This window comes from Azonexus sp. R2A61 (assembly GCF_021401135.1).
In the GTDB taxonomy this organism is placed as follows: Bacteria; Pseudomonadota; Gammaproteobacteria; order Burkholderiales; family Rhodocyclaceae; genus Azonexus.
In genome coordinates this window covers 148,483-161,788 of sequence record NZ_JACBFO010000001.1, presented here as the reverse complement: position 1 = coordinate 161,788, position 13,306 = coordinate 148,483, and the positions used below count along the sequence as shown (strand labels likewise).

Here is a 13,306-nt window from a genome sequence, read left to right as displayed (position 1 = left end):
ATCAGCACCCCCGGATGACTTGCGCGTCGACCTTCGGCCAGCCTGCGCCAGCCGCGGCGTTCATGGCACGGGTGAGCAGGTTGTTGACGGCCAGGGGATAGCAGAGGCTTATCGCATCGGATGCCTTGCCGCCCCTCGGAATCCGGATCAGGCGCTCGCGCAGGGCGTCGTAGGCATCGGGCGCCAGGCAGTCGTCGACCTTGGCATTCACGCGCTCGAACTTGTGCTTGATGTACGACTCGAGGTCGTTGTCGAGGGGCATCAGCTCGATCGTCTCGCAGCGCTGGACCACTTCGCGCACCTCGGGCGACTTGTCCGAGAGCAGGTTGAGCAGCTCGGGCTGGCCGATCAGGCAGATGCCGAGCAGCCGGCTCAAGCCCTGGCGCAGCTCGAGGAAGCGCTTCAGGTGCTTGAGGGTCGCCTTCGGCATGCAGTGCGCCTCCTCGATCATGATCAGGTGGCTGTAGCCGGCCGCACGGCTGGACTTGAGCAGATTTTCGAGCTGCGCGAAGCGGGCGTCGGGCGAACTCTTGATGGTTTCGCCAGGCGCCAGAGTGCGGATGCAAGCCTCGGCGATCGCCGCGCTCTTGAGCGTCCGCCCCTTGTTGTCGTCGGCTTCCATCGCCAGCACGTAGGGCCGGACGATGACGACCTGGCGACCTTCGGCGAGGATGCGCTCCTCGAGCTCGCAAGCGAGCGTCGACTTGCCGGCGCCGGACTCGCCGACAATGGCGACGAAGCCGTGATTGAGTGCGGCGTCGAGCAAGGCGGCGCGCACGTAGCGGGTGTTGGGGCAGCCGAAAACGTCGTCGCGGGTGCGTACGTCATCGACAAACGGGGATCGTGTCAGGTTGAACTGCGTCTTTGCCTGCGGGTTCAGGGCTTCATACCGTAGTAACATGTTTTCCTCCTGTTCAGATTCATGGCTTGGGTTTGCTTCGGGAGAGGCCTCGGCGTGTTGCTGCACGTCCGGGGCCTTTTGCTGCGGGGTAAAAAGGTTTTCCAGGGCACCGCGGTCGACGCCGCGCTCGACCAGGAAATCGGTGATGCGCTTGGGAGCATCTGCATCGCGGACGGGCAGCGCGCCTTCGGCGAGCAGCCGATGCAGGGCACCGCGGGAGAGCCGGGCGCCGGCGCCGAGGGCGGATTGCGAAATCCGGGCGGACTGGAGCAGGTCGCGGAGCATCATTCACCCCCCACGACACGCAGGCCGGCACGGACCGTGAGGCGCTGCTGCACGGCGTCAAGTTCGGATTCCGGCACGCCGTCCGGGTACCAATGCGCGACCAGGCGATTCTTGTCGGCGTCCATCTTCACGCCGCGCCGCGCCAGCTCGGCCGCGGCTTCGAAGCCGGACAAGGTGCGCTCCGGGGCGGCCGTGGCCCGCGTGGCGATGTCGAGCTCGGTACCGCGGCGCGGCAGCACGGTCGGCAGATCGGTTTCGCTGATCCGCAACATCGGGTCGATGCGGCCGCCGAAGGGCAGCGACTTGGATTTCTTGGCGGCTTCCACCTCGGCATCGGTCTCGACACCGTACATGGTGCGCTCGACCTCGCGGCGGTTCACGTCGGCCACGGTGTCGATCGCCTTGGTCCAATCCTGGCCGATCACGTTGGCCGAGACGGAGAAGCCGGACTCGTTCTTTTCGACCAGCGGTGCGGCGTACAGCACCTCATTGCCGTCGGCGTCATGGTCGACCACATACACGGTGTCGTCGCGGTACGGGTTGTAGGTGATCTTGAGCTTTTCGCCGACGACGACGCCCGGCACGCTGGAGACATCCCACTTGCGATCTTGACCGCCGAATTTCACGCGCAGCCAGTCGTCGACCGTGCGCAGCTCGGGCTCATGCGTCAGCAGCAGGCGGCACATTTCCGGCGACGGCGCGATGCGCAGCTGCTCGGCAGTAATGGTCAGCCATTGATCCTGGCGGGTTCGACCGTGCCGGCTGTGAACCTTGGTCGCGTTGTACCAGCGTGCCCACTGCTGTGCGCGCTCGTTCAACTGCTCCAGGTCGTGCACCGGGCTGAACCGCAAGCCGGCCTCGAAGCTGCGCTCGATGATGTTGCGGGCGCATTCGACCTGGCCGGTGGCGCGGGCGTTGCCGGAGGCGTGCACCAGTACCTTGACTTGCAGCCGGCGCATCAGGTTGGCGATGGTGCCGCTGGTCGGTGCGCTGCCCGGGTCCATCATCAGGTGATACGGCACACCGTGGATCGGGTCCGCCGGGCGCTGGCAGATCGCCTGGATGAACGACTCGGCCAGGTTGACGCTGGATTCCGCGCCATTCACGTAGTTCACCATGATCGCACCGCTGTTGTGGTCGGTGGTCTCATAGGACCAGACGCGGTCGTTCTCGATGCGCTTGAGGTTGGCCGGCTTGTTCTTGTAGAAGCGGTTGTACTCCATCACCTGCAGGCCGCTTTCCTGCTCGTTGCGCGCCTTGAGGTAATAGAGCACGCACAGGCTGGCGTCGATCTGCCAGGCCCAGTTGGGATGCGGGCTGGATAGCTCGACCGCCGGCGCCGGACGCAGCAGCTGGTCGGGGTGCAAGCGGTAGGTACGCAGCGCGCGGATGATGGTGCTGGTCGAGAGCTGGAAAAGCTCACCGGTGTCCGAATCGACGCGCTCGCAGCGGATTTCCTTGTTTGCCCGCATCATGTCGACAGCGTCTTCGACCGACTGCAGCCGCTTGGTGGCGGACTTGCGCAGCGAGGCCATCAGCGCCGCACTGATCAGCACGGCCTCTTCGCGGGTTACAGCAGTGGTACCGGCATCGGACCGGCGCTTTCGTTCAGGTGTCACGGCTACCTCTTTCAGGAGTCGCATCAGGGTGGCTTTGGACAGGGCGAGTTCTGCGCAGGCGGCGTCGTAGATCGCGCCCTTCTTTCCGTGCCCGGCCGCTGCCGCTGCTGCGGCAATTTCGACCAGGCGTTGTGTCAGTGCTGCGCTGCGGGCCATGTCAGCCTCCAGTTTTTCCGAACGACGGATCGGCGACCCAGTCGGGGATCAGTGCCGGGGCGATGTCGGGTATGCCGAAACGGTCGCGCAGCGCCTGCAGGTCGGCCTGCAGTTGGCCGAGCATGCCGGCCAGAAATGCAACATCCTGATCCCCGCCAAACTCGACGTAATGCTGATCAATAGCTTCAATTCCGGCGCTGAACTTGCCGATGAGTGCCCCGCGCACGTCGTTCATGTTGCGCACGACTTCTTCGCGGATTGCGGCAAGTCGGTCATCCGGTGGTGCGGCCTTGAGCAGCGCCGCGCGATCCAGTTCTTCGCTCTTGTGCGCGAGCAGTTTTTCTTTGGCGCCGACTTCACCGCGCAGATCGCGCACCGCAGCCCGCAGTTCCTTGACCGACATACTGGCGACGTCGTCCAGCTTCAATTCGCCGGTTTCGCCGGTCAGCGCCAATTCTTCAAGCTGATCGTCATCGAGCACGATCAGTTCGAGCAGCTTGGTCTGGCTCTCAACGGTCTTGAGCAAATGCGCCGTTGACGGCGCATTTGAAATCTTTCTGGCGACCTGCATGTACTTCTGCGCGACACGCGGCTCGAACCGCAGCACTTCAAGGCGTGCGGCAAACTCCCCGTGCTGACAAGCCTCTTTCAGCACAAGCAGGCCGAGGCCGACCTGCAGCATGGCCTCGGCCGTGCGGCGCATGTTGACCGCGATGTCGCGCTGTATCAGGTCCGGGTCCGTGCAGTCGCTCGGCAACTGATAGCCGACCTGGGTAGCAATGGCGCGGACCCGGGATGCATGCTGCAGACGCTGATCGGTATCTGCATGCGCAGTGTCGCGCATGACATCCATCGCATTGGTGATGCGCTCTTGATCGAGCGTTTGCTGCGCCACGGCGGCGGGCTGATTAGGCTTGCGGCCTCGGCGTGCGCCTGCGGTTTCTTTTTCTTCGGACACGATCTCTCCTGATTAATCCGGGTTGCGGTTGAAACGGTTCTTGGCTTCCTGCAGGCGCTTTTCGGCGGCGTCGATTGCCGTCCAGACCTTGATGGCCTGCTGCGGCAGGCGCGGCGTGAGTCGCCAGGCGCCGGTGGTTTCGTCGCGGTCGGCCAGGCCGGCCAGCTGCAGGTTGTAAAGGTCACGGGTCATGACTGCCGGCGAGCAGCCAACCTGCCGCGCCAGGACGGCGGGCGTCATGCCATTCACGACATCGCCGAACAGCACCAGGATCAGCTTGATGATTCGCTGCTGGCCGTCGTTCGTGTAATCGGTGGTGCGGTCACTCATGTGGTGATCTCCTTGGTTCAAATTGAACTTGCACTCGGGTACTTGCCAGGCCACAGCAAATCGATCGGTTTCCCAACCACTTTTGCGATTGCCGAGGCAACCCGCTTGGAGCGCGTGTCGCCGCGCATCACCCCGCTGACGCAGGCGCGAGAAACCTTCAGCTCACGTGCTAATGCCGCCGGGGTTTTCCCGGCGATGCGCATTTCGGCTTTGATCTTTTCGTGGTGCATTTTTTTCTGTAGGCTTAGGTCAAGTTGAGCTAACAAATTAAGTTAATTTGTCATCTTGACCCATTTTAGTTTCAACTTGAACCACACGCAAGCATAAAGATTCAAAATGACCCGAAAATCTGAAAAATCGATTGAGCCGACATTGCACCGGCTCATGCTGGCCTACGGCGCAGACTCGCTGGATGCGTTGGCAACGTCATCGGGTCATCCCATTGGCACGCTCCGGACATGGCATAAACGCGGGGCGGTCCCACCTGGTGAGTGCGTCCGTGTCGCCCATGAAACGGGCGTTTCGCTCGACTGGCTGATGCTGGGAAGATACGCAGACGTCCATCCTTCACCCGTTTTTTTTGGCCCGGATGGTTCACTTGTAAACCTGCCTGATCAAATTGAGCCAGCACGTCGATCCGACGTGGTCAACTTGAAAAAATACGATGCGGTGGGATCATGCGGCTGTGGCTCCTGGCTGGAGCATGCAACAGTGATCGAGACGGTGCCGTTTGCGAGAGCCGGGCTGGTTCGGGAAGGGTTGTCGCCAGATCACACGGTGATCATCGGCACCAGGGGTGACAGCATGGCGCCATTGATTCGGCCGGGTGCTGAAGTGCTGGTCGACTGCAGTAAGCGCGACCCGCGAACCGGCGGTGTTTTTGCATTCACCTGGCAGGGGGAGTTGATGATCAAGTATCTGCAGCTGACCGACCAAGGCTTGCGGATGTCGTCGGAAAATTCGGAGCGGTTTTCACCCCGACTGTTTAGTCCGTTCGAGACTGAGCAGATCGTGGTCGAAGGCCGTGTTTACGTTCAAATCACCCGTTTGTGAGGGTCGTATGAAAACAGCCATTTTTTGTGGACTGCTGCTGCTCGCCGGTAGTGCCGGCGCTCAAACCTACAAGTGCTCGATCGGTGGGACGACCGTGATTCAGGATCGGCCGTGCCCTGGCTCTGTGAAACGCTCGGACGACATGCCATCACCGTCTAAATCCGTCGTAAGTGCATCGGTCGATGGCACATCGCGAGCCGATAAACTGGAGCGCGACAAGCAGTATATTAATGAGCGCATCGCGAGTCGAAATTACGAGCGTGAGAAGTCGTCCGCGTCGGCCCGCATCGCGGTGTGCGATGCTGAAGCCCATGATATCGGTGATCAGATTTCCCGGACCGCCGCAAATTCGCCAACGGGGGCGCCGGTCAACATGGCGTCGGCGGCAGCACTGCAGCTCGACCAGCAGCGGCGCCAAACCGAGATCGCTGCGCTCCAGTCGCAACAAACCGCGAAGCTGGCCCAATGCGCGCAGTACCGGCGGGAATTCGCGGACAAGTTCAAAAATTGACCGATCAAATTAACTGATCGACACGCCCGGTAAAAACCAAAACGTTTTACTGGGTGTGACATCGCGCGCACGCGCAATCTGCCGGCATTGCTTGCCGGAGATTGATCGCGATGAGAATGCGCATCCCCATTGCTTTGCTGGCCGCCTCCCTCTCTTTGGGAGGCGGTCTGGCATTGAAAGAAGGTTTTACCCCGACCGCCATCCGCCCCGTGCCGGGCGATGTGCCGACCTACGGTTTCGGCAGCACCGTTCGCGCCGACGGCAAACCGGTGCAGATGAGCGACAAGATCACGCCGCCGGCTGCGCTGCAACTGATGGTCCGCGATGTATCGGTCAAGGAGAGCGTGCTCCGCGGTTGCATTGACGCGCCGCTGCACCAGTACGAATACGACGCCTACGTCTCACTGGCCTACAACGTAGGCGCAGAGGCAGTCTGCAGTTCTTCGATTCCTCGCAAGCTGGCGGCCGCCGATTACGTCGGTGCGTGTCGAACAATCCTTGATTTCGATGGCTTCCGCGATCGGAGCAAGCCTAAAGTCAAAAACCCGAAGACCGGGAAAATGGAATACCCCCTGGTGAAGCTGCGTGGCTTGACCATTCGGCGCAATGAGGAATATCGCCTGTGCATGGGGGAGATCGCTCAATGACCGATCTCAAGACCCCGTGGTGGATGCCTGTCGTCGGCGTCCTGCTTTTTGCATCAGCCTTCGCCGCACTCGGCTGGGTCGTGCGTGGCGCCGTCGCCGATAAGGAGATGGCGACCGCAGAAAAGGGCTGGGAAAAGGCTGAAAGATCGCGCGCCGAGGCGCTCGCAACAACCCTGACGACCGCGCAAAACCGCGGTGACCAGTTGGCCCTGCAGGTCAATGACCTGAGCAACACCTTATCCCTTTTTGCCGAGGAGAAAAACCGTGAAATCGCTCGTCTTGCGACTGGCCGGCGTTGTCTTGACGCTGGTCTTGTGCGCGTGCTCAACCGCTCCCCTGACGGCCAATCCGCAGGGGCTGTATCCGAAACCGCCGGCCAGCCTGTACGCACCGATGCAACCGCTGCCGCCGATCCCGATGACGGGGCGTTCGCAAGCGACGCCGACGTCGCCGGTTGGGTCAACACCTGCCGAACCCGCTACGACGCCTGCCGGGGCCGACTCGACGCCATTCGGCAGTTCTACGACGGGGAGCAAGCTCATGCCCGATGACATGGACCGCGCCCAGGAGCGTGAACAGGAGATGCGCCAGGACGCGCTGGCCGAACAGTCTCGCCGCACGCAGATGATGCAGGCAGGTGATAGCGCCGAATTCTGCGTGCTGTGCGAGACCGAGATCCCGCAGGGCCGGCGCATGGCTGTACCTGGCGTGCAAACCTGTATCGAGTGCCAGACCGATCTCGAAAAGGCGGTGGCGTGATGGAACTGGTCATCGGATTCTGGGATTTCGTATCGATGGGTGTGACCCTTCTGCTCGCCTTCCTGGGCGCAGCTGGTGGCGTTGCGCGCTACACGCTGACGCAGCTCAACAAGCGTCAGGACGAGCGGTTCGAGGCGCAAGAGAAGGCGCGCAAGGACGAACTGCGCCGCATCGACGAGCAACTGGTTCAACTGAACGAGAAGATCACCGGCCAGGAAAACGCGCGGGAAACCGGCAAGAAGCACTGGGATGACCGGTTCGGCGAGATCGACAAACAAATTGCGAGTCACCGCGACCGCATCGGCCGGCTGGAAGCAACGGCCGAAAACGCGCCATCGCATGAACATCTGGCCGACCTGCATGAGCGGATGAACGACATCGCCGAGGACGTTTCATCGCTTTCCGGCGAATTCAAGGGCGCGAAGCGAACGCTGGAATTGATCCATTCGTTCCTGCTGACCGGAGGAAAAGCACCATGAGTTTCAAGGACTATCTGCGACGCGATGTGCGCCTGGTCACCCTGCGCATCCTTTCCGAAATGCCCGAGTATCGGGCGAATTCGAGCGTGATCACCAACGTGCTCGACCAGTTCGGCCACGCCGCCACCCGCGACCAGGTGAAGACCGAACTGCGCTGGCTCGAAGAGCAAGGCCTGATCCAGCTATCCGAGGTTGGCAGCGTGTTGGTGGCCACGCTTCTCGAGCGCGGCCAGGATGTTGCACGCGGCCGGGCGACGGTCGACGGCGTGGCGAAGCCGGGGGCTTGAGATGGGGCGCAAGTCGAGCATCGACAAGCTGCCGGCCGATGTGCGCGCGCACATCGAGAAGCGCCTGCGCGAGAACCGGCTGACGCTGGATGAGCTGTTTGCCGACGTGCGCGAGGCTTTCCCTGACCTGAGCGAAGCGCCGTCTCGGTCGTCGCTCGGCCGGTACCGCCTTGGCTTCGAAGAGATCATGCAGACGCAGCGCGCCATGTCGACCGCCGCCTCGGCGCTGGTCGCCGAGTTGGGCGAGGACTTCGACGACAAGAGCGGGGCGCTGCTGACGCAGGCTGTGACGACGCTAGCGACGAAGGCTTCGTTCAAGCAGCTCGACAAGGAAGATCTCGACATCGGCGACGTGCTCGACCTGGCACGAGCGGCCAAGGCCGCGCAGGAGTCGCGCAGCCTGAACCTGAAGGAGCGCCAGGCGGTGGCGAAGATGGCGCGGGAGAAGCTGCTCGAGGAGCAGGAGTCGAACCTGCAGAAGGAAGCCAAAGCGATGGGCATGGATGAAGGTGAGGTGGACTTCTGGCGCCGCCGCGTGCTGGGCATCCGCAAATGATCAAGGAATTGAAACCCAGGGCGGATACCGTCCGCGTTGTTGAATGGGACGAGCTACCCGAGTCGGTGAAGCAAATTCCGGCCGATTTCAATCCGCTCGAAGACGGCGTTTTGATGAAGCATCAGGGGGAATGGTGCGCAATTGAAGCTGCGTTGAAGGTGTGCCCGAAAGGACGCCGAACCGGCATCACATTTTCCGAGGCGCTTGATGACACGCTGATCGCGGCGAGCCGTAAAGAAGCCGGCGGCGACAATATTTACTACATCCCCGATGCAAAGGAAAAGGGCCTGGAATTCATCGGCTATTGCGCGCACTTCGCACGCGTGATCGCCGAAGCCCAATCGATGGGCATTTCCAAAATCGAGCAATTTCTATTCGAAGACCAGCAGGATGACGGATCAACGCAGATGATTTCTGCGTATCGAATTCGCTTTTCGTCCGGGTTTTCAATTGTCGCTCTGTCGTCCCGGCCCGCGTCGATTCGCGGCCTGCAGGGGATTGTTGTCATCGACGAGGCGGCATTCCACGCAAACGTCCAGGCGGTGCTCGATGCGGCCACGGCACTGCTGATCTGGGGCGGCAAGATTCGTGTCATTTCGTCGCACAACGGCAAGGGAAATCCGTTCAATCAGCTCTGTCTGGATATTGCCAATGGCCGCTACGGTAGCGATGCGGTCGTCTATACCGCGACCTTCGACGACGCGGTGCGAAATGGATTGTTTGAACGGGTCTGCCTGATGCGTGGTTGGACTGCGACCGGGGAAGCGAAAAAATCTTGGTATTCCAAGATTCGAAATGCCTACGGTCCACGCAAATCCGCGATGCGAGAGGAACTGGATGCCATTCCGCGGGATGGAAATGGCAAGTCTATCCCTGGAGTCTGGATTGATCGCGCGATGAAGTCGGAAAAGCCGATTCTCCGGCTACGTCTCGACGATGATTTCGTTCGGCAATCCGAGCACAAACGAGACGATTTCGCCAAGGGTTGGATCAAGGCGCAACTCGAACCACTTGCCGATCTGCTCGATCCGCGCCTGCAAACGGTTTTCGGGATGGACTTCGCGCGCCACCGTAATTTTACGATCGTCACCCCCTTGCAGGTCACTCAATCGCTTGGGCGCGTAGCGCCCTTTGTCCTGGAACTACAGAACGTTCCATCGCGGCAACAAGAGCAAATTCTGTGGGCCTTCATTGGCCTGCTGCCGATGTTCAGGGGCGGCAGCATGGACGCGACTGGCCCGGGTTTGACGTTGGCCGAATATACGGCGGACAAGTTTGGCCATGACGTGATCCATCAGATCACGCTCAACGTGAAATGGTACGCAGAGTTCATGCCGAAGATGGTTCAGCGCTTCGAGGATGACGATTACGACCTGCCACGGGATGTAAACGTCGAGGAAGACCTGCGGGCAGTTGAAAACATCGACGGCATTCCGCGCGTCCCAGAGGTCAACTCCCGTGACTTGAAAGAGCCCGAGTTGTTCCGTCACGGCGACTTCGCCATATCCCTTGTCTTGGCCGAGCACGCGGCCATGAACATGACGGCGCCGATCGAGTACGAAAGCGGCGGGGCCCGCGAAATCATCACCGAAATGGAAGGGTTCATGAATGGCTACTGAAAAGCCCATCGTTGAACTGGAGACCGAATCTGCCAGCCGGCTGATCGATCCGTTCGAGTCCAACTACCTGGGCGTGCTTCGCACGAACGACCCGCTGCTGCTTGAGAAAGGCCAGAACCTTGAGCTTTATCGCGACCTGAAGCGCGATCCGAAGGTGCATTCCTGTCTGCAAAAGCTGATTGGAGCCATCGTCGGTCGCCCGTGGGCGGTCGAACCGGTCAACGAGAAGGATGCAGCCGACGGCGAAAAGCTGACCGACATACTGCAGCAGATCAATTTCGATCAGCTCTGCCGGGATCTTCTCGACGCGATCATCATGGGGTTCTCGGTCGTCGAAATCGTATGGGGCGTCACAGATGGTTGGATCATCGTCATGCGAGCACCGAAGCGCCGTCAACGTCGTTTCATTTACGTTCAGGACGAAAACGATAAGGCTCCACGCTTGAAGCTTCTGACGACCGATAGCATGGTCACCGGCATCGACCTGCCGGATCGAAAATTCATCGTGCATCGGGTGAATCCTGAGGACGATAACCCCTACGGTACGGGCATCGGCCTGCAGGTGTACTGGCTGGTGTTCTTCAAGCGCAAGGGCATCGTGTCCTGGGCCAAACTGTGTGACCGTTTTGGCTCGCCGACGCCCTGGGGGAAACATCCCCGCAATGCCGGCCCGAAGGAAAAGGCAACACTGTCCGATGCGCTACGTGCTTTTTCCAGCGACGGCTACCTGATGACGCCGGAAGGCAACATGATCGAACTGCTGGAAAGCAAGCTCTCCGGCAACATCACGACGCAGGAGCAACTGGTCGCCGCGATGGACGACGCGATCGCCGAGGTCATCATCGGCCAGGAGCCGCGGGCCAATGCTGGCGGCGCGGTGGCATCGGCGAGCAAGGAGCGCAGCGCCGTTCGGCTCGACATTGCCCAGGCGCACTCCGATCTGCTGTCCGAAACGCTCAACCGCACACTGATCGCCTGGCTGTGCGAGGTCAACGGCCTGGCACCGTGTGTTGTCTACCGCCAGATCAAGGAAGAAGAGGACAAGAAGGCCGAATCCGAGACCGACAAGAACGTCTCGGAAATGGGCTTCGAACTCTCGGAAGAAGCTGTTCGGACGAAGTACGGCGAGGGCTGGAGCAAGAAGAAGGAAACCCCGCCGCCGGCGCCGACCGTTCCGCCGCAAAAACCTGTGGTCGACAACAAGAATCCGGCCGACCCGGAGAATCCTGTCCGCGATGACAAGGCGACGATGGACTTCGCCGAGGCTGGCGACGGCAGCGACGGTCAGCGCGCCATCGACGCTGCGATCAAGTCGCTCGACCCGGCCAAGCTGCAGGCGGTGATGGAGTCGCTGGCCGAACCGCTGCTGCAGGCGATCGACAACGCAAACTCGTTCGAGGAAGCACTGGCGGCAATCGAGTCGGCGTTCCCGAAGGTTGATCCGGCCGAACTGCAGGCGTTGCTGGCCAACGCCATGTTCGGCGCCGAGGAATACGGTCGGGTGACCGAATGAGCAGCAAGCGCGCCATCCGCCGGCGTTCATGCGACGGGAAAATCCGCCACGCGGATCAGCGTGAGGCACTGGATCACATTGCCGGCCTGAACCGTCGCAAGGGGTTTCAGGGATCGATGAACGCGTACCGCTGCGACTTCTGTGGCGGCTGGCATGTTGGCCACCGGCCGAGGGTAAAGCGTCATGATCGCCGCCCGTCTTGATCTGGCGCCGCGCGATGCGGTCGACTACCTGGCACAGAAAATCGCCGTCCCGGCCTGGGACTACACCGACATCTGGCGCGAGCAGAACGCGCACGCATTCACGGTGGCCAAGTCGACCAGCCAGGATCTCCTGCAGGCGATTTTCGGCGAAGTGAAGAAAGCCGCCGGCGACGATGGCAACACCTTCGAGACCTTCAAGAAACGTCTGCGGCCGCGCCTCGAAGAGATGGGCTGGTGGGGCCGCAAGGAAGTGCTCGATATCGACACAGGCGAGATCGAGGAGGTCCAGCTCGGCAGCGTGCGCCGGCTGCGCACGATCTACCAGGCGAACGTGCAGAGCGCCTACATGGCCGGCCGAAACAAGCGCCAGGTGGCGAATGCCGCAGCCCGGCCGTACTGGCGCTACATCGCGATCATGGACGGCCGCACCCGGCCGGCGCATGCCGCGCTGAATGGCAAGGTGTGGCGCTGGGACGATCCGATCTGGAAGGTGATCTATCCGCCGAACGGCTGGGGCTGCCGATGCCGTGTCGTGGCGCTGACCGAAGCTGAATTCCTGGCGCTCGGCCAGCCGCTGGAGAGCGGCGCCGACATGATCGTCGAGCAGGATGTCCCGATCGGCCGCGATGGCGACCTGGTCAATCTCAAGGGCGTTCGCTACCGCGACGAGACCGGCAAGGAGCGGATGTTCTTCCCCGATCCGGGCTGGGACTACAACGCCGGCGAGGAATGGGCACAGTTCGATCGCAAGGCCAACGTGCCGGACTGCGACTGGGGCGGTGTCGCCGACTTCGCCGAAGACAACAAGAAAACCTGCCTGGCCGGCATTCCCGGACAGAAGACATGGAAGGATCTCGGCCGCCCGGCAATCGCCGACGTGCCGGCCGAACACCGCCTACCGACGCCGGCGCTGCTCGACCGCGCGCCGGACCGCGTCACAGCGCAGGCTGTGCTGGCCGACACGCTTGGCGTGTCCAAGGCCAAGCCGCTGCGCCTGGTCGAAACGCCGGTCGGCGAGGTGGCGCTGCGCTATGAGTGGCTCGCTCACATCGTCGAGAAAGACCGCGACGCCCGCGAGCGCTGGGCCAACTTCATCCTGCCGACGCTGGAGTCGCCCTATGAGGTGTGGCTGCACGAATACGCCGACGGCTTCCGACATCGCTACATCGGCGTCTTCGAGGAAATCGGCATGCTCCTGATCGCCCGCCTCAACCAGGACGGCTCGCTGCTCTGGAACGCACTGCGCGCCAAGGAGCCGTATCTGAATCAGCGGCGTGCAGGGCTGCTGCTGTATGGGAAATGAAAAGGGCCGGTCGGTTTCCCGATCGGCCCTTGGACGGTTCAGTGTGGTCAATACCAAGCCTGCCTTGGCATCCCACCCTTTCAGCCGGCTATCGGGGGCAGTCCCAGCCGGTTTCGCGCATCCATGA

At 61.7% G+C, this 13,306-nt stretch carries 16 protein-coding genes; 11 read left to right on the top strand and 5 right to left on the bottom strand.

Annotated features, from left to right (window positions below):
- Position 1 precedes the first annotated feature (1 nt).
- From L0962_RS00780 to L0962_RS00760, 5 genes are read right to left on the bottom strand one after another with little or no spacing between them, the layout of a single operon-like run.
- Complete coding sequence (locus L0962_RS00780) at positions 2-1,189, bottom strand: ExeA family protein (protein WP_234082355.1); 1,188 nt, start codon at positions 1,187-1,189, stop codon at positions 2-4.
- The gene (locus L0962_RS00775; RefSeq protein ID WP_234082354.1) at positions 1,186-2,961 is read right to left on the bottom strand and encodes a transposase; all 1,776 of its coding nucleotides are present in this window, start codon (positions 2,959-2,961) and stop codon (positions 1,186-1,188) included. The genes L0962_RS00780 and L0962_RS00775 overlap by 4 nt, the downstream gene beginning before the upstream one ends.
- Before the next feature lies 1 nt (position 2,962).
- Complete coding sequence (locus L0962_RS00770) at positions 2,963-3,919, bottom strand: hypothetical protein (protein WP_234082353.1); 957 nt, start codon at positions 3,917-3,919, stop codon at positions 2,963-2,965.
- Between the two features lie 12 nt (positions 3,920-3,931).
- Positions 3,932-4,249, bottom strand: a complete 318-nt coding sequence (locus L0962_RS00765; RefSeq protein ID WP_234082352.1) for an IclR family transcriptional regulator — start codon at positions 4,247-4,249, stop codon at positions 3,932-3,934.
- Positions 4,250-4,266: 17 nt separating this feature from the next.
- A complete protein-coding gene (locus L0962_RS00760) occupies positions 4,267-4,479 on the bottom strand; it encodes a helix-turn-helix domain-containing protein (protein WP_234082351.1) in 213 nt (70 codons plus the stop codon).
- A 106-nt stretch (positions 4,480-4,585) separates the two neighbouring features.
- Here L0962_RS00760 and L0962_RS00755 point away from each other — a divergent pair, with 106 nt between their 5' ends.
- The 11 genes from L0962_RS00755 (at position 4,586) to L0962_RS00705 (ending at position 13,179) form a co-directional block, all read left to right on the top strand.
- A complete protein-coding gene (locus tag L0962_RS00755; protein WP_234082350.1) occupies positions 4,586-5,302 on the top strand; it encodes a S24 family peptidase in 717 nt (238 codons plus the stop codon).
- A gap of 7 nt (positions 5,303-5,309) precedes the next feature.
- The gene (locus L0962_RS00750) at positions 5,310-5,813 is read left to right on the top strand and encodes a hypothetical protein (RefSeq protein ID WP_234082349.1); all 504 of its coding nucleotides are present in this window, start codon (positions 5,310-5,312) and stop codon (positions 5,811-5,813) included.
- A gap of 110 nt (positions 5,814-5,923) precedes the next feature.
- Entirely contained in the window at positions 5,924-6,460 is a 537-nt protein-coding gene (locus L0962_RS00745; protein ID WP_234082348.1) for a glycoside hydrolase family protein, read from the top strand.
- The gene (locus L0962_RS00740) at positions 6,457-7,011 is read left to right on the top strand and encodes a hypothetical protein (protein ID WP_234082347.1); all 555 of its coding nucleotides are present in this window, start codon (positions 6,457-6,459) and stop codon (positions 7,009-7,011) included. The genes L0962_RS00745 and L0962_RS00740 overlap by 4 nt, the downstream gene beginning before the upstream one ends.
- Positions 7,001-7,219 (top strand): TraR/DksA C4-type zinc finger protein, encoded by a 219-nt coding sequence (locus L0962_RS00735; RefSeq protein ID WP_234082346.1) that lies wholly within the window; start codon positions 7,001-7,003, stop codon positions 7,217-7,219. The genes L0962_RS00740 and L0962_RS00735 overlap by 11 nt, the downstream gene beginning before the upstream one ends.
- The gene (locus L0962_RS00730; RefSeq protein ID WP_234082343.1) at positions 7,219-7,698 is read left to right on the top strand and encodes a hypothetical protein; all 480 of its coding nucleotides are present in this window, start codon (positions 7,219-7,221) and stop codon (positions 7,696-7,698) included. Before L0962_RS00735 ends, L0962_RS00730 begins: the two co-directional genes overlap by 1 nt.
- On the top strand, positions 7,695-7,985 hold the full coding sequence (locus L0962_RS00725) for an ArsR family transcriptional regulator (protein WP_234082340.1): 291 nt from the start codon (positions 7,695-7,697) through the stop codon (positions 7,983-7,985). The genes L0962_RS00730 and L0962_RS00725 overlap by 4 nt, the downstream gene beginning before the upstream one ends.
- Position 7,986: 1 nt before the next feature.
- Positions 7,987-8,541, top strand: coding sequence for a phage protein Gp27 family protein (locus L0962_RS00720; protein ID WP_234082338.1), 555 nt, complete (start codon positions 7,987-7,989; stop codon positions 8,539-8,541).
- The gene (locus L0962_RS00715) at positions 8,538-10,160 is read left to right on the top strand and encodes a hypothetical protein (RefSeq protein ID WP_234082322.1); all 1,623 of its coding nucleotides are present in this window, start codon (positions 8,538-8,540) and stop codon (positions 10,158-10,160) included. Before L0962_RS00720 ends, L0962_RS00715 begins: the two co-directional genes overlap by 4 nt.
- Complete coding sequence (locus tag L0962_RS00710; protein ID WP_234082319.1) at positions 10,150-11,673, top strand: DUF935 domain-containing protein; 1,524 nt, start codon at positions 10,150-10,152, stop codon at positions 11,671-11,673. Before L0962_RS00715 ends, L0962_RS00710 begins: the two co-directional genes overlap by 11 nt.
- 183 nt (positions 11,674-11,856) lie before the next feature.
- Positions 11,857-13,179 carry a phage minor head protein gene (locus L0962_RS00705; RefSeq protein ID WP_234082304.1) on the top strand — a complete coding sequence of 441 codons (1,323 nt, stop codon included), beginning with the start codon at positions 11,857-11,859 and terminating at the stop codon, positions 13,177-13,179.
- The last annotated feature ends 127 nt before the right edge of the window (positions 13,180-13,306 follow it).

Bases quoted from the DNA above. Each gene is read 5' to 3' on its own strand.
- L0962_RS00715 (WP_234082322.1), top strand. From the start codon at position 8,538: ATGATCAAGGAATTGAAACCCAGGGCGGATACCGTCCGCGTTGTTGAA.
- L0962_RS00740 (WP_234082347.1), top strand. From the start codon at position 6,457: ATGACCGATCTCAAGACCCCGTGGTGGATGCCTGTCGTCGGCGTCCTG.
- L0962_RS00765 (WP_234082352.1), bottom strand. From the start codon at position 4,249: ATGAGTGACCGCACCACCGATTACACGAACGACGGCCAGCAGCGAATC.
- L0962_RS00755 (WP_234082350.1), top strand. From the start codon at position 4,586: ATGACCCGAAAATCTGAAAAATCGATTGAGCCGACATTGCACCGGCTC.
- L0962_RS00750 (WP_234082349.1), top strand. From the start codon at position 5,310: ATGAAAACAGCCATTTTTTGTGGACTGCTGCTGCTCGCCGGTAGTGCC.
- L0962_RS00760 (WP_234082351.1), bottom strand. From the start codon at position 4,479: ATGCACCACGAAAAGATCAAAGCCGAAATGCGCATCGCCGGGAAAACC.
- L0962_RS00775 (WP_234082354.1), bottom strand. From the start codon at position 2,961: ATGGCCCGCAGCGCAGCACTGACACAACGCCTGGTCGAAATTGCCGCA.
- L0962_RS00725 (WP_234082340.1), top strand. From the start codon at position 7,695: ATGAGTTTCAAGGACTATCTGCGACGCGATGTGCGCCTGGTCACCCTG.
- L0962_RS00745 (WP_234082348.1), top strand. From the start codon at position 5,924: ATGAGAATGCGCATCCCCATTGCTTTGCTGGCCGCCTCCCTCTCTTTG.
- L0962_RS00705 (WP_234082304.1), top strand. From the start codon at position 11,857: ATGATCGCCGCCCGTCTTGATCTGGCGCCGCGCGATGCGGTCGACTAC.
- L0962_RS00735 (WP_234082346.1), top strand. From the start codon at position 7,001: ATGCCCGATGACATGGACCGCGCCCAGGAGCGTGAACAGGAGATGCGC.
- L0962_RS00730 (WP_234082343.1), top strand. From the start codon at position 7,219: ATGGAACTGGTCATCGGATTCTGGGATTTCGTATCGATGGGTGTGACC.
- L0962_RS00720 (WP_234082338.1), top strand. From the start codon at position 7,987: ATGGGGCGCAAGTCGAGCATCGACAAGCTGCCGGCCGATGTGCGCGCG.
- L0962_RS00710 (WP_234082319.1), top strand. From the start codon at position 10,150: ATGGCTACTGAAAAGCCCATCGTTGAACTGGAGACCGAATCTGCCAGC.
- L0962_RS00780 (WP_234082355.1), bottom strand. From the start codon at position 1,189: ATGATGCTCCGCGACCTGCTCCAGTCCGCCCGGATTTCGCAATCCGCC.